Below are 15,057 nucleotides of genomic sequence, written 5' to 3' on the forward strand. Positions count from 1 at the left end.
TATCCGACGATGGGGGCAAAAAGAGAAAAACGGCTTTCTTGTTGTGGCCCATGAAATACTGTATAAAAATACAGTTAACAGTCTTCACCATGGGCCTTCCTTTCCTCGACTCCTTTTCCGCTGCCGCAGGCCGTGGCGTCTGGCATGCCGACGAACTCGGCTTGGCCGACGCACAGGTCGTCGCCACCGGCCACGCTGCGCTCGATGCGCAGTTGCCGGGCGGCGGCTGGCCGGTCGGGGCGATGACGGAATTGCTGCAGGCCGCGCCCGAGGCCCATGTCTGGCGGCTGCTGCTGCCCGCACTGGGGCAGGCGGTGCAGGCGCGGGGCGGGCCGGTGGTGCTGGTCGGCGCGCCTTATGAGCCTTGCGGACCGTCGCTCGCGGCGCAGGGGCTGCCGGTGGAGGCCCTGATGTGGGTCAGGAGCGAGGCCCCGGCCGCGCGGCTGTGGGCCTGCGAGCAGGCACTGCGCTGCGCGGACATCGCCGCCGTCGTGGCCTGGCTGCCGCAGGCGCGGGTGGGTGAGCTGCGGCGGCTGCAGTTGGCGGCTGCGCAGCACGAGGTGCTGCTGTTCGTGTGCCGGCCCGAATCGGTCGCGCTGTCGGCCTCGCCCGCGCGGCTGCGCATTCGCGCCGGGCGCTGCGAAGTGGATGCGTCGCAGATCGAGCTGCACATCCTCAAGCGCCGTGGCCCGCCGCTGGCTACGCCGGTGATGCTCCCGGCGCGCAACGAACGCGTGACCGCATTGCTGGCCGCTGCCCGCCTTCGCCGCAAGCTGCGTCTGCAGCAACTGGGCACGGTGCCGGCCGGGGATTCGGCAACCTCGGCGACCGTGGTGCGCATCGACGCGTGGAAAGGAGGCCCGGATGCACTGGATCGCCTTGCGGTGGTCGCTTGACGCCGACACGCCCGACGCTCCTGTCTTGCCCACGCCCGAAGCACTGGGCTGGTGGGCGCTGCGGTACACGCCCCACGTTGCCTGGCAAGACGAGGCATTGATGCTCGAAGTCTCCGCCTGCGAGCGCCTGTGGGGCGGGCGGTTGCAACTGATGCGCCAGCTGCTGGCCGACAACCCCGCGCCCGACGTTCGCATGCAGGGTGCGCAGGGCGCAACGAGCCTGATCGCGCTGGCCCGGCTGCGCCTGTTCGTACGACAGGAAAAGCGGCCGCAGGACGTGCCGGCCGGGCTACCGCTCGACACGCTGAGCGCCGCGCGCGAACACCTCGACCTGCTCGCGCGCCTGGGTTGCCGCACCTGGGGCGAGGTGGCGGCACTGCCGCGCGGTGGCCTCACGCGGCGCTTCGGCGCGGGGTTGCGCGAGGCACTCGACGCCGCATGGGGCCTGCGCCCCGAAAGCCATGCCTGGCTCACGCTGCCCGATGTGTTCGAGCAGAAGCTGGAGCTGCCCGCGCTGGCCGAGACCGCGCCCGAACTCATGTGGTCGGCCAACCGGCTGCTGTCGGCCCTGCAGATCTGGCTGCGTGCCCGCCAGCGTGGCGCACGCGCGCTCGAACTGCAATGGACGCTCGACCTCAAGCGCTTCAACGGCGTGAACCTGCCGCCGCACCAGCAGGTCACCGTGCGCACGGCCGAGCCCACGCAGGACATGGCGCACCTGCGCCGCCTGCTGTCCGAAAAACTGGCCCTCACCACGCTGGCCGCGCCCGCGAGCTGGCTCAGGCTGCGCACGCTCGAAACCGATCCGTGGACCGGCGCCAGCACCAGCTTTCTGCCGGAAGACAACCGCAGGGGCGACAGGCTGCACGAGATGGTCGAGCGGCTCAGCGTGCGGCTCGGAGCGCAGCAGGTGGTGGTGCCGTCGGCACAGGCCGACCACCGGCCCGAACGCAAGCAGGCATGGCGGCCCGCGCTGCAGAAAGAAAAGGAGAAGGCGCCCGGCGACAAGGTTCGCAAGGAGGCAAAGGCTGCCAGGGCCGCGGCTTCGCAGCCCGATGCCATCTACCCGCCATGGCTGCTGCCCGAACCGCTGCTGCTCGAAATGGACGGTGAGCGCCCGTGCTATCGCGGCCCGCTGAGCAGGCTGATCGGGCCGCAGCGTGTCGAGACGGGCTGGTGGGGCGACAAGGAAGACGGCGGCCAGCCCGCGATGCGCGACTACTACGTCGCGGAAAGCCCCGAGGCCGGGCTGGTTTGGATCTTTCGCGAGCGGCCTGCCGCGCGCTTTTCTTCCGGCGAGGTGCGCTGGTATCTGCAGGGGTTCTATGCCTGACCTGAGCGGCAAGCAACTGCGCGGGCGCAACTCGGCCAAGGTGCATGCGCTGCCGTTGCCGCTGCGCAAAAAAGCCGCGCCGACGCTGCCGGACTATGCCGAACTGCATTGCCTGACCAACTTCAGTTTCCAGCGGGGAGCCTCGACGCCGGAGCAGATGGTGGAGCGGGCCTACCAGCTCGGCTATACCGCGCTCGCCATTACCGACGAATGCTCGGTGGCGGGCATCGTGCGGGCCCATGTGGCTTTGCGCGACCTGCCGGCGAAGCTGGCCGAGCATGAGCGCGAGCATCCCGACGAGCCGGAGATTCCGCGCAATTCTGCTTTTCGCCTGCTGTTCGGCAGCGAGTTCCGGTTCGAGCGCTTCAAGCTCGTGGTGATCGCGAACGACACCGAGGGTTGGGGCAACCTGTGCGAGTTCATCACCGCCGCGCGCAACACCGAGCTGCCCAAGGGCGAGTACCGCGTGAGCTGGGAAGACAGCGACGTGGCTTCGCTGCAGCGCTGCCAGATTCTTTTCGTGCCGCAGCGAAACCCCGGCGGCGCAATGGATGTCGCAACGCTGCACGAAGACCTGATGGCCGCCAAGGCGCTGTACGGCGAAAACCTCTGGCTGGCCGTGGAGCTGTTCAACGAACTCGACGATGACCTCTGGTTCGTCACGCTGATGCAGGCGGGCGAGGAGGCAGGCGTGCCGCTCGTGGCCGCCGGTGACGTGCGCATGGACGTGCGCTCGCAGAAACCATTGCACGACGTGCTGACGGCCGTGCGCGAAGGCAAGACGGTGGCCGAATGCGGCTTTGCGCTGCAGTCGAATGCCGAGCGGCATCTGAGGCCGCGTATGCGGCTGGCGGAACTTTATTTTCAGGAGATGCTGACGAACACGCTGGTGGTGGCCGGGCGATGCAGGTTCGACCCTGAAGTGATCCGCGAGAACTACAAGTACCCGTTGGAAAGCGTGGGCAGCCATGAGACGCCAGCGCAGACGCTGGTGCGCAAAACGTGGGAGGGGGCGCAGGTTCGTTATCCGCAGGGCGTGCCCGACGTGGTGCGGGCTCAAGTGCAGAAAGAGCTCGATCTCATCCTCGAACTCGAATACGAGATGTTCTTCCTCACGGTGGAAGACATCGTGCGTTTCGCCCGTTCGCAGAGCATCCTTTGCCAGGGGCGCGGGTCGTCGGCCAATTCGGCGGTCTGCTACTGCCTGGGCATCACTGCGATCAACCCTGAAAAGGCCCATCTGCTGTTCGAGCGCTTCCTTAGCCGCCATCGCCGCGAGCCGCCCGACATCGACGTTGACTTCGAGCACCAGCGGCGCGAGGAAGTCATTCAGTACATCTACGACAAATACGGCCGCGACCGTGCCGCTATCGCCGCTGTCGTCATCTGCTATCGCGCACGCAGCGCATTGCGCGACGTGGGCAAGGCCATCGGCATCGACGAGCGGCTGATCGATGAATTTGCGAAAGACCATTACTGGTTCGACGAGACAGTGCTCGGTGAGCAACTGCGCCAGGCGTCGGCGCGCGTCGGTGTCGAGGAGGACGAACTCAAGCTGATGCACTGGATCGAGATGACGCAGCGGCTCAAGGGCTTTCCGCGCCACCTGAGCCAGCACGTGGGAGGCTTCGTGCTCACGCACACGAAGCTCACGCGGCTGGTGCCGGTCGAGAAGGCGTCGATGAAAGACCGCTCCGTCATCCAGTGGGAAAAAGACGATCTCGAAGCGATGGGCATGCTCAAGGTCGACGTGCTGGCGCTCGGCATGCTCAGTGCCATCCGCCGCGGGCTCGATCACATGAATCGCTGGCGCAACTCGACGATGGAAATGCACCAGATACCGAACAACGACCAGAAGGTGTTCGACATGATCTGCGACGCCGACACCATCGGTGTGTTCCAGATCGAGAGCCGGGCGCAGATGTCGATGCTGCCGCGCCTGAAGCCGCGCACCTACGAAGACCTGGTGATCGAGGTTGCCATCGTGCGGCCCGGGCCGATACAGGGGGGCATGGTGCATCCGTATCTCAAGCAGCGGGAGCGCAAGCGCAACAACCTGCCTATCCACTATGAGAAAGAAGAGCTGCGCCCTGCGTTGGAGCGAACGCTGGGCATTCCGATCTTCCAGGAGCAGGTGATGCAGATCGCCATGATCGCGGCCAAGTTCACGGCCGACGAGGCCGATCAACTGCGGCGTGCCATGGCTGCATGGAAGCGCAAAGGGGGGCTCGACAAATTCCACGACAAGCTCGTGAAGGGCATGGTCCACAACAAATACCCCGAAGCATTCGCCGAAGCCATCTTCAAGCAGGTCATGGGCTTCGGCGACTACGGCTTCCCCGAAAGCCACGCCGCCAGCTTTGCGCTGCTGGTAACGGTGAGCAGCTGGCTCAAGAACTACGAGCCCGCCTGCTTTCTCGCCGCGCTGCTCGATTCGCAACCGATGGGTTTCTACAGCCCGTCGCAGCTCGTTCAGGACGCACGCCGCCATGGCGTCGAGGTGCGTCCGGTCGACGTCACGCGCAGCGAACTCGACACCACGCTCGAAGCTCGCGCTCCCGATGCGCTGCATTCTCCAGGCATCGATCCACGCTACATCGACCGCCTCGGCAACGAGAACCAGCCAGCGGTGCGGCTGGGCCTGAATCGCATCTCGAGCCTCAGCAAGGGAGGCGCTGAGCGCCTGCTCAAAGCACGCGACCAATCGCCCTTCACGAGCACCGAAGACCTCGCCCTGCGCGCCGAGCTCGACGGCAAGGACATGGCCGCGCTGGCCGCGGCCGATGCGCTGATGTCACTCTCGGGCCATCGGCGCCAGCAGGTGTGGGACGCCACCGCGCAGCACCGGTCGCCGGCCCTGCTGCGGGGCGTGCCGATCAACGAACAGGCGCTGCTGCTGCCGGCCGCGCCCGAGGGCGAGGAGATCGTCGGCGACTACGCGGCGCTTGGCCTCACGCTGCGCCGCCATCCGCTCGCGCTGCTGCGCCCGCGCCTTGTGCGCATGAAGCTCATGAGCGCGGCCGAACTGCGTTCGCTGCCCAGCGGCCAGACCGCGCGCGCCTGCGGCATCGTCAAGGGACGGCAGCGCCCACAGACCGCCAACGGCACCATCTTCGTCACGCTGGAGGACGAGACGGGCAACGTCAACGTCATCGTCTGGAGCCATGTCATCGAGGCATGGCGCGAGCCGCTGCTCAAGTCGCACCTGCTCGCGGTGCAGGGCACATGGCAGCGCGACGACGACAGCGGCGGCAAGGTGCAGCACCTGATCGCCACGGGCTTCAAAGACCTGACGCCGCTCATGGGCCGGCTCGCGCAGAGCAACACCAGCCGCGACTTTCATTGATGCGGGAAGGGAAGGACCGAATGCAACCGATCGTTCCATGCCTCGCGCCTTCCACCGCTTTTCGCTAACCTGTTTCCGCTATGTCCGCACTTGCCGTTCTCGCCCCCATCGTCGCCACGCCCATCGGGCCGCCACCACCAGCGCCCGATGTGCCCGTGCCACCACCGCCGCCACCCATGCCACCGCCGGAGGGCGACCCGCCTCCGGTTGTGCCGCCCGTGACCGACCCCGGGTTTCCGCCACCCGTGGTGGAGCCTCCGCCAATGCAGAGGGCCGAGACGGCGGTGCCCTTCGGCAAGCCGCATGCGCGGCGCCTGCGCGAGATCTACCGTTCGGCCGGCTGGCCATGCTGCGACACCATCGAAGTCGAATTGCTTGCCGGTGGTTATCTGGAACGCGTACGCACGGTGCACGGCCACGAGACGCTGCGCGTGACCGACACCGGCATCGCACGCATCGCCACCACGCTCACCATCAATCGCGCCGCGCTGTCGCCGCACGAAGCCCTGGTGGAGCGCGTGGCGCGCGAGATGACGCGCGGCGGCCGCATCGCATGGCGCGGCCTGGGCCTGCGGGCCCGCCTGCCGCCGCTGGAAGAAGGCGGCAAGCCGCGCTGGTGCGTTGCGCGGCCCGATGTGTTCTCCATCCGCAATACCAGCGTGGAGGCTTACGCGCACCCCATCGTGCACGAGGTGAAGGTGAGCCGCGCCGACCTGCTGGGCGACCTGCGCAAGCCCGACAAGCGCGCGGCGTACCTCGACCTGGGCGGCGAGTGCTGGTACGTGCTGGGCAACGACGCCAAAGGCCGCTGCATCGCCAAGCCCGAAGAGGTGCCAGCCGAATGCGGTGTGATGGTGCTGGAGGGCGAACGCCTCGTGGTCGCGCGTGCGGCCGTGCATCGCGCGTTCGATCGCATTCCGTTTGCTGTGTGGCTCGCGCTGGCCAAGGCGCAGCCGATTGCCGGATTCGAGGACGACGTGCAGGACATGCTGATCTGACGATCAGGTGATGTCGTCGTAGCCCCGGTGCGCGATGGCGACGACGTCGCCGGGCAGGAACTGGCTCTGCATCTGGCGCAGGCCTTCTTCGCGATCTTCCGCGCTGGCCGTGGCGTCGAACATCTGGTCGCAGAATTCGAGCACGTCTTTCGCGATGCGTTCGTAGCGGTAGTAGGCGAGGGCGACGAGGTCGATGTCTTTCGATCCGTAGCCTTCGTAGAACAGCGCTTCTTCCTGCGGCTGGTTCCACACGTGGCCGACACCACCGCCGATGAACATCAGGTCGCGCTCCTTCGGGGCGAGGATGAGCGTGTCCCAGTCGACGATGGAAATGCGGTCGTTGTCGCCGACGAGAACATTGCCCGCGTGCAGGTCGGAGTGGCACAGCACCAGCTGCGGCGGTCGTTCGAGCAGGATGGAGGCGAGCTGTTCGCTGCGATAGACGACAGTGTCGATCTCTTCCGCATGCTCCTCCCAGAACGCGAAGAATCGCTTGACGATGTCGTCGCCCTTCACGCCGTTGATGAACCGGCGCTGGTAGCGGCGGACGCCTTCACGCCAGTGATGGGCGTAGTGCTCCTTGGTCAGGCTGGCTGACAGCGTTTCGGGCGGCTCGGTGCGATGGATTGCGCCCAATGCGGCGCCGAGCGCGGTCCATTGCCGGTTCGTCAATGCGCGCTCGAAACCGTTTTTGCCATCGAAGAAGGGATAGAGCGCCCAGTCGAAGCCATGACTTTGCACACTCAGTTGGTGGCTCGTTGCTGGCAACGGCGCCATCACGGCTTCGATGCCTTTCTCGTGGTGAAGGAAGGCTGGGACTGCGACGACCGGCTGGTCGAAATCGCCTCTGCGCAGCTTGAGGAAGTACGCGGCATTGGCCGCATCGATGCGGAAGACGGCGGAGTTCATATCCGCGCCGAGGGGCAGGAATTCGACGCGGGCGTCGTGCAGGCCGTAGGCATCGGCGAGGTATTGCGCGATGGTTTCGCGCGACAGGTCGGGGGGCGTCAGCATGCGGGCACTTTAGCGCCGGACGAATGCCGCACCTCAGTGCAGAGGATAGGAGCCCAGGGGTTCGTGGCGAAACGGATACGTGAAGTGTGAGCGGACCAGGCGGAACTCCGTTGCCGTCCAGCGAATGGGTTTCAGGGAGGGGGCTGCCGCATGCTCGGCCTTTCGTGCGATCGTGACGTGCGGCGTCCATCCGCGGATGCCGACACGAAGGGGAAAGCCGGCTCGGAGCAACGCGCGGCTGATGTCGTGCTGAAGGCACCGCAATCCTTCGTGCTCCGACGGCTGCACCACCGAGGCGTCGTTGGACCATGTGCAGGAGCGGTCGAGCGTGAGTTGCATTGGCTGCATCGACACTTCGGCGAGTGCGGCGCGCAGGCGTTGCTCGGCATTCCCCTGTTGATCGTCGAGGTACTGGAGCGTCAGGTGCAGGCGCTCTTCGGGTGGAAAGGAGCAGCCGCTGGGCCACCACCAGTCTTTGCGGTGCGCTTCGATTTCAGCCTGCACTTCGCTGGCAGGAAAAAGCCCGATCAGAAGCTTTCGGCGCGCGGCCATGGGGTGCTCGCTTCTTCAGGATTCAGACGGCCACCAGCTCTCGGCCGTCGTGCGGATGACGCGCGCTGCCTGGACGCGAATGTCGTCCTTGTCGCGGGTCACCTTGAAGGGCCAGGTCGAGATTCGGCCCGTACGGGAGGGGGGCTGAAACTGGTGCAGCCTGGAGAAAAAAAGAGCCTGCGCAGTGGGCGCAGGCGGATTGGCGGTGGTCATCGTCGTCGCCTCGATTGTGTTCTTGGAGACGACGAATTTTAGAGAAATACTGTATTTATGTACAGTATTTTCAGGGCTGAGAAGGCGTGCCCAGCAGGGCACCCAGATCGACGGCCGCCGCCATGGCCTTGTAACCCGCATCGCCCGGATGCAGGTGGTCGCCCGAGTCCATCGCCGCCTTCAGCCGCGAGGGCCGGGCCGGGTCGCGCAGCACGGCGTCGAAGTCGACCACGGCGTCGAATGCACCGCCTTCGCGTATCCAACGGTTCACGGCCTGGCGTACCTTGTCCTTCTCTGGCGAATAGTGGCCTTCGAGCGGTGTGCCCTCCAGCGCGCGTTCGGTCGGTGCGATGGTGCCGGCCATGATGCGCACGTTGTGGGCGCGAGCCATCTCCGCCAGCTGCCGCAAGCCCTGGATGACGGCCTCCGCGCGCACGGCGGGTTCGTTCGGTGCGAACGGGCCGCCGGGCCAGCCGATGTCGTTGGTGCCCAGCAGCACGATCATGGCGCGCACGCCCGGCTGGGCGAACACGTCGCGGCCCGCGCGCTCCAGGCCGGCGCGGCCCATGCCGTCCTTCAGCAGGCGGCCGCCGGAGATGCCGGCGTTCAGCACCGCGACATTGCGCCCCACCAGCCGCTCGGCCAGTGCGTCGGGCCAGCGGGTGTTGGCGCCGGGCGTGGAACCGTTGCCGTCGGTCAGCGAATCGCCGAGGGTGACGACAGTGACCGGTGGACGGGGTGTCTCGACGATCAGGCCGCTGACGTAGACGCGAGTGCTCCATTGCGTTGCCGCTGCCGGCAGGCGCGCGGCGCCGATCAGGTCGCCATCGGCCACGTAGGCGATCTGCCGCGCATCGAAGTGAAAGCCTGCGGGCTGGCTGGGTCGCGGCAGATAGAGAGACACAGCAACTTCGCCGAGAGCGGGCATGGCGATGTCCACCGGGTCGCTGACCAACCGCGCGCTGGGCGGGATGGTGACGTCGGCCTGCCCGCCGAAGCGCAGCGGCCGGTCGCTGCCCTCGATGACCGCAGAGCCTTCGGCATGCCGGGCCACGCGCGCTGCGCCGATGTACAGCGGCGCCGCCCCGTCTTCGTTACTGATCACCACGCGCAGCCGCGAACCGCCGATGCTCAGCCGCGCCACCTGGCGCACGGTCTGCCGGTTGAACTGGAAGGGCAGGCCGGTGGGCAGCACGAAGTCGCCGCTCCAGATGGGTTGCGTGCTGGCCATCCAGCTGGGGCTCCAGTGGGCGGTGGCGGGTTCGGCTGTCGAAGTTGCAGCCAAGCCGGTCAGGGTGAGCGCGAGGGCGCCGTGGCGCAGGATCGATGCGAGTGTCGATGTGGTCATGAGAAGAGGTCCTTGGATGAAAGCTGAAGCAAGGCCCTGACTTTCTTCCATGCGCATTCAGATGGGTAGACGGCAGAATGGCATCCAGACCATTCCAATATCGAATAAACCATGGATACCCTGCGCGCCCTCGAAGCCTTCGTGCACAGCGTGGAGCTGGGCAGCCTGTCAGGCGCGGCCCGCGCGCTCGACACCACGCAGCCCACCATCAGCAAGCTGGTCGCGGGGCTGGAGCGTTCGCTCGGCGTGCGCCTGCTGCGGCGCACCGCGGCAGGCCTGAGCCTGACCGAGGAAGGCCAGCGCTTTCACGAGCGCGCACGGCGAGTGCTGGAGGACTACGGCGACGCAGTGTCCGATGTGCGCGAAGGCATCCAGCAGCCGCGCGGCCTGCTGCGCATGAGCGCGCCGGTGACCATGGGCCAGCGGCATCTCAACGCGATGGCGGTGGAGTTTCTGGGCCTGTACCCGGACATCGAACTGGAGCTGGTGCTCGACGACCGCTTCGTCGATCCGCTGGAGGAGCGCATCGACGTCTCACTGCGCGTCGGCGGCGCCTTGCCGCCCGACCTCGTCGCCCGCCACCTGGGCACGTGGCCGCGCGTGCTGGTCGCCTCGCCGGACTACATCGCGGCACGCGGCAAGCCGCGCAAGCCACAGGACCTGCTGGCGCACGATTACCTGCGCTATGCGGCGGGCGACGACGGCGTGCTGCTTCAAGGCTCCGATGGCCCCGTCACCGTGCCGGTGCGCAGCCGCTATCGGGTGAACAACGCGGTGGCTCTGCTCGACAGCGTGCTCGGCGGCGCCGGCATCTCGCTGCAGCCCACCTGGATGGTGGCCGACCTGCTCGCACAAGGCCGGCTGGTGCGGGTGCTCAGTCGCCACACTGGCCCGGCGCAGGAGGTGCACCTGCTGTATGCCCCGCGCCGCCACCAGCCGCTGCGCGTGCGCGTGCTGGTGGACTTCCTGGCCGAGCGGGTGGCGAAGCTGCCGGGCGCCTCCCGCCCGGTTACGCGCTAGTTCAGCGGCAGCCGCAAGAAGGTGCCCCGCAGCGCCTCCTGGCCCGCGCCCGGCTTGCTCCAGTCGCACACGCCGCTCGGGAAGATGGTCTGCAGGCGCGCCAGGTCGGCGCCGGCAATGGTCACCGAGTAGTCGGCCGCATTCACCGGCTTCAGCTGGCACTTGAGCACGTCGTTGACCAGCGGCGTGCCGGCAACGAGGCGCGGCGTGCTGAAGCGCGGGTACACCACGTTGCAACTGGCCGCCGGATTGGTTGACGCGGCTTCGTCGATGCGCGTGCCGCTCGCGTCCCAGCAGGCATCGTTCGCGCCTGCGGGCTTGTTGCGCACCACCTTGTCGATGGACGGTGCAGCCGTGTCGGCGGCCATGTTGTCCAGCCACTTGTTGATGAGGTCGAGCGAGGCAGACATGTAGTCGACGGGCGACTTCGATCCCAGCGTCCAGATGATCTGGTTGTCGCTGCGGCCGTTGGCGCGCTGCAGGCGGGCCCGGATGATCAGGTCCTGCATCGTGTCGTGGATGTCGCCCACCGCATCGGCGTTACCGCGCTGCGTAATGATCGGAATGTTCGCAAGGCCCGGCCCCTTGAAGCTGTTCTTGAAGCCGCCCGCGTAGGTGAGCTTCAGCGCGTCGGGGTCTGCCACGGAGCGCGCGGCCTGCACGTTGCCGTCGCCGTCGTAGCCGCCGACCTTCTCGTTCAGGTCGAGAAACTCCGTCACCGAGATCGCGCCGCTGTTCAGCGCGGCCAGGCCGTACTGCACGCCGATGTTGTCGAGAGGGCGACGCGCCTCCTGCGTGCCGGCGCGCTTGCCGAGCAGGTTCACGTTGGTCTGGAACAGGTCGCAGCGGATGCCGGTGGGGTTGGTCGTGCGGTTGAACACGTTCGACACGTTGGCCGGTTCGAGAAAGCCGCAGCCCACCGTGTTGTCGGACTTGATGATGCTCGCGAAGGACAGGTCCCAGCTCGTGCAGGTGTTGGTGTTGAAGCCGTTCACCGCGTTCTGCTTGGCCGTGCTCCACGTGGCGGTGTCGAGCTTGTAGACGTTGTTGAGCAGCCGGCACTCCATCACCTCGGGCATCAGCGTCTCGGGGAAGGACACGATGGGCTGGATGCCGTCGAGCAGGCCCGGGTAGAGCTGCGCGATCAGGTACTGCTGGATGGCGCCGCCCGAGCCGCCGAAGCCGACCGTCCACTTGGGCACGGCGCCGAATTCTTCGATGACGTGCTCCTTCAGCATCATCAGCGTTTCGCCCTGCAGGTGCGGGTTGGCGTGCTGGTTGTTCCAGAGCTCGGTCGAGTTCATGAAGGCGAAGCCGCGCGACAGCTGGATGTGGCCCACATCGCCGAGGATCGTCTCGACGGGGTGCACGCCCTGGTTGTACTGGGCGGAGCCGCAGCAGTCGAAGTACACGACGAGCTTCTTGTTCCAGCCCGCGCCGGGCTTCCAGGTGGTGGGCGCGTCCTTGGTGGGGTTGTCGAGCACCGCGAGCCGGTACACGCCGCGGTTGATGGTGCCCGACTCCACACGCACGATGTAGGGCACCGTGGCGCCGTCGTTGGTGGTGGTCGTCACCAGGTCGGCCGGGCGCGGGCCCGTGGGGTCAGTCAGCGGCAGGAAGATGTTGGCCTTGGTGCGGTAGTACCAGAGCACCTGCGTTGCGGCCGAGCAGTCGGCGTCGAGCGGCGAGCCCAGGCCGTTCTGCACCGTGCGGCATTCATAGGGCGAGATGTGCGGGCCCGACAGGATGGGCCCGGTGATGGGGTAGTTGACCAGCTTCGTCTCGGTGCGCTGCGCGGCGTTGTCGGCGTTGCTGACCACCAGCGTGTTGCTGCTGCCCGTGGTGCTGGAAGCATCCGTCGTGAGCCCGGTGACGAGGCCGCGCAGCACGCGGGCCGTGCTGTCGGCCACCGGCACCTGCGAGCTCACGTCCTTGCCGTTCAGACTCACGCGCACCTTGTCGAGCGCCACGCCAACGGGCGTGGTGATCTCGATCAGCGAGTCGCCGCCGCTGACCATGTCGGGCGACGACGAAAGCGTCTTCACCTGGAACGCGGCGGGCGTCTGCGTCGCTGGAGGCGGGCTGGCGCCGGGAATGAACGAAAACCCCGATCCGCCGTCGGAGCCTCCGCCGCATCCCGCGACGAGCAGAGCTCCTGCCATTGCAAGACCCGCGGTAAGGGCGCGGGGCCGGCGCGGCCACGGAAAAACCCGCTTGTGCGGGCGACGGGGTGTAGCGAACATGGACGTCTCCTGTGTTGTATGTCTTGAAAGAATACGAATGGACGTTCCGGGGCGCGGTCGTTGCGACGACACATGACGCGCGAATTGCTACAGGTAATCCCTGATTCACCCAGCGAGCCTTTTTCTTCTTCGTCTTCCGCCGCGCAGGCGATGGAGGAGATGGTGCGGCGCTCGAAGTGGGCATCGGCCCTGTCGCCCGACGACCTGGAGCACGTGCTCGGCAGCATGCAGGAGCGGCAGGTTGCGCGCGGCGGCTGCATTGCGCGCGCCGGTGAGCAGGTCGAGCACTGGATGGCGCTGATCGACGGCTTCGCAAAGATGTCGGTCGCATCCGAAGACGGACGCGTTTCGACGCTCACGGGCGTGTCGGCCGGCGTGTGGTTCGGCGAAGGTTCGTTGTTCAAGCACGAGGCGCGCCGCTACGACGTGTTCGCGCTGCGACCCACGCGCGTGGCGCTGATGCCGCGCCGTACCTTCGAATGGCTGCGCGGCACCAGCGTGCCGTTCAACCACTACCTGCAGGAGCTGCTCAACGCGCGGCTCAGCCTCTTCATTGGCGCGCTGGAGCATGAGCGCCTGCTCGACACCGACGCGCGCGTTGCGAACTGCCTGGCGAGCCTGTTCAACCCTGATCTGTATCCCGATGCACCGCGCTTCCTGGAAGTGGGGCAGACAGAGATCGGGTTGCTCGCGAACGTGTCGAGGCAGCGCGTGAATGTTGCGCTGCAGCGCTTTCAGGCGCTGGAGCTGATCCGCCTCGAAAAGCGCGGGCTGACGGTGCTCGACCTTGGTGGCTTGCGCAGCTACAAAGCAGAAGGCGTCCTGCCGCTGCGCCCGTCAGGTGCTGCGTAGCTGGCGCGTGCCGACTGGCGTGTCGGGGCCGGTGCGCACATTGCGTTCGATGAACTCGCGTGCAATGGCTTCCACGTTGGCCGGCGTCGGCGTGTTGAAGGACATGCGGTACTTCAGCAGCTTGCCGTTGCGCACCGCGAGGTAGGTGAACGAGTCGTAGGCCTTGGCGTCCTTTGCATGCACGAGGCGGAACGAGACGGTGCGGAAAGTCAGCCCTTCGATGCGCACGTCGCGGGTGGGGCCGATCCTGGCGCTTGCGTACATGCCCTGGGCGGTGGCTCGCTGCACCTCGGCGATGGTGCTCTTGAAGTGCTCGTCGAATTGCGGGTCGTCCACGCCTGGTTGCCAGGCGCGCTTCATGTCGTACACGTAGACATCGATCCAGCCGACGCTGCTTTCGAAGCGGTGGCTGTTGCCGAGGCCTGTATTCAGCGCCTCGTAAGACTTGGAGTTGATGTAGCGCCACTGCACGCCCGCGGGCGGCGCCGGAGCCGGTTCAGCGGCGGGCGGCGTTGCTGCCGTTGTTCCTGCGGCCGGTGCCGTGTTCGGTGCGCTCGCGCAGGCGCAGAGCAGGGCGGAGAGGAGCAGGGCGAACAGCAGTTTCATGGGCTGGTCCTGGAGTCGGGGGAAAAGGCAGGTCAGTCGAGGCGGAGCTCGAAGTAAGCCTCATCGGCTTCGCCGAGTGCGCGAAAGCCGGCGGTCTTGGCGGCTTCGTAGGCCTTGGCCCAGGTGGCGGCCAGCGCAAGCTCGTCTTTGCTGAGTTCGTCAGCGCTGGACTCGCTGGCATTCTCGAAAGCCTTCAGCGCGGCTTCGACGCTGTCGCCCAGCAGCTTGTCGAGTTCGCGGCGAAAGCGCGACTCCGCGGTGGCGATGACGTCGGCCGGGGCGTCGGGGAAATCGACCAGTTTCACGGTGTAACTCATGGCCGGGATGCTACGTGATTGCGCATGCCGGATGGAGGCAGTTTTGCTACATCCGCCTTGGGCATCGCGTCGCATGTCATCTGAATCCGGGAGGGCGTGCGCGTAATTCGAGCGCAATTCACGCCTCGCAAAGTCGAACCCGAGACGAGCACGTGATGCTTGCCGCCGCCGGTGGTGCCTCGGCACAAAGCTTGACCCGCGACGAAGTTGTGGCGCAATTGAGGGCTGCCCATTCCAGCGGACAACTCATCGCTCTGGCGGGCGAGGATTCAGGACCGGGATTTCTTGCAAGCCGTGGATTTGAAACGGCTTCTTGAGA

At 66.7% G+C, this 15,057-nt stretch carries 14 protein-coding genes; 7 read left to right on the forward strand and 7 right to left on the reverse strand.

The annotated features are described in order from the left end of the window. The first annotated feature begins 89 nt into the window (after positions 1–89). The 4 genes from imuA (at position 90) to NWF24_RS11460 (ending at position 6,573) form a co-directional block, all read left to right on the forward strand. On the forward strand, positions 90–896 hold the full coding sequence (imuA, locus tag NWF24_RS11445; protein WP_258354276.1) for a translesion DNA synthesis-associated protein ImuA: 807 nt from the start codon (positions 90–92) through the stop codon (positions 894–896). Next, on the forward strand, positions 865–2,229 hold the full coding sequence (locus NWF24_RS11450) for a Y-family DNA polymerase (RefSeq protein ID WP_258354277.1): 1,365 nt from the start codon (positions 865–867) through the stop codon (positions 2,227–2,229). The genes imuA and NWF24_RS11450 overlap by 32 nt, the downstream gene beginning before the upstream one ends. Then, positions 2,222–5,575, forward strand: a complete 3,354-nt coding sequence (locus NWF24_RS11455) for an error-prone DNA polymerase (protein ID WP_258354278.1) — start codon at positions 2,222–2,224, stop codon at positions 5,573–5,575. Before NWF24_RS11450 ends, NWF24_RS11455 begins: the two co-directional genes overlap by 8 nt. Before the next feature lie 80 nt (positions 5,576–5,655). Continuing rightward, positions 5,656–6,573: a hypothetical protein gene (locus NWF24_RS11460; protein ID WP_258354279.1), complete on the forward strand. Its 918-nt coding sequence runs from the start codon at positions 5,656–5,658 to the stop codon at positions 6,571–6,573. A 3-nt stretch (positions 6,574–6,576) separates the two neighbouring features. Here the strand turns inward: NWF24_RS11460 and NWF24_RS11465 are convergent, their stop codons facing one another. The 4 genes from NWF24_RS11465 to NWF24_RS11480 all read right to left on the reverse strand — a co-directional run bounded on the left by NWF24_RS11465 (position 6,577) and on the right by NWF24_RS11480 (position 9,700). Next, a complete protein-coding gene (locus tag NWF24_RS11465) occupies positions 6,577–7,587 on the reverse strand; it encodes an aminoglycoside phosphotransferase family protein (protein WP_258354280.1) in 1,011 nt (336 codons plus the stop codon). A 33-nt stretch (positions 7,588–7,620) separates the two neighbouring features. After that, positions 7,621–8,139, reverse strand: coding sequence for a 2'-5' RNA ligase family protein (locus NWF24_RS11470; protein ID WP_258354281.1), 519 nt, complete (start codon positions 8,137–8,139; stop codon positions 7,621–7,623). A gap of 15 nt (positions 8,140–8,154) precedes the next feature. Continuing rightward, entirely contained in the window at positions 8,155–8,352 is a 198-nt protein-coding gene (locus NWF24_RS11475) for a hypothetical protein (RefSeq protein ID WP_258354282.1), read from the reverse strand. Positions 8,353–8,422: 70 nt separating this feature from the next. After that, positions 8,423–9,700, reverse strand: a complete 1,278-nt coding sequence (locus tag NWF24_RS11480) for an SGNH/GDSL hydrolase family protein (protein ID WP_258354283.1) — start codon at positions 9,698–9,700, stop codon at positions 8,423–8,425. A gap of 111 nt (positions 9,701–9,811) precedes the next feature. Between NWF24_RS11480 and NWF24_RS11485 the strand changes: the two genes are divergently transcribed. Next, positions 9,812–10,720 carry a LysR family transcriptional regulator gene (locus NWF24_RS11485; protein WP_258354284.1) on the forward strand — a complete coding sequence of 303 codons (909 nt, stop codon included), beginning with the start codon at positions 9,812–9,814 and terminating at the stop codon, positions 10,718–10,720. Here NWF24_RS11485 and NWF24_RS11490 read toward each other — a convergent pair. Continuing rightward, positions 10,717–12,882: a DUF6351 family protein gene (locus NWF24_RS11490; RefSeq protein ID WP_258354285.1), complete on the reverse strand. Its 2,166-nt coding sequence runs from the start codon at positions 12,880–12,882 to the stop codon at positions 10,717–10,719. The two genes, NWF24_RS11485 and NWF24_RS11490, sit on opposite strands and share 4 nt — an antisense overlap. A gap of 153 nt (positions 12,883–13,035) precedes the next feature. Between NWF24_RS11490 and NWF24_RS11495 the strand changes: the two genes are divergently transcribed. Further along, positions 13,036–13,815: a Crp/Fnr family transcriptional regulator gene (locus NWF24_RS11495; protein ID WP_258354286.1), complete on the forward strand. Its 780-nt coding sequence runs from the start codon at positions 13,036–13,038 to the stop codon at positions 13,813–13,815. On the opposite strand, the gene NWF24_RS11500 is transcribed toward NWF24_RS11495, so the two are convergent. Then, positions 13,801–14,421: a hypothetical protein gene (locus NWF24_RS11500; RefSeq protein WP_258354287.1), complete on the reverse strand. Its 621-nt coding sequence runs from the start codon at positions 14,419–14,421 to the stop codon at positions 13,801–13,803. The genes NWF24_RS11495 and NWF24_RS11500 overlap by 15 nt on opposite strands. Positions 14,422–14,453: 32 nt before the next feature. Next, the gene (locus NWF24_RS11505; RefSeq protein ID WP_258354288.1) at positions 14,454–14,738 is read right to left on the reverse strand and encodes a hypothetical protein; all 285 of its coding nucleotides are present in this window, start codon (positions 14,736–14,738) and stop codon (positions 14,454–14,456) included. A 155-nt stretch (positions 14,739–14,893) separates the two neighbouring features. Here NWF24_RS11505 and NWF24_RS11510 point away from each other — a divergent pair, with 155 nt between their 5' ends. Beyond that, a complete protein-coding gene (locus NWF24_RS11510; protein WP_258354289.1) occupies positions 14,894–15,055 on the forward strand; it encodes a hypothetical protein in 162 nt (53 codons plus the stop codon). Positions 15,056–15,057: the final 2 nt, after the last annotated feature.

It is taken from the genome of Variovorax paradoxus, from assembly GCF_024734665.1.
In the GTDB taxonomy this organism is placed as follows: Bacteria; Pseudomonadota; Gammaproteobacteria; order Burkholderiales; family Burkholderiaceae_C; genus Variovorax.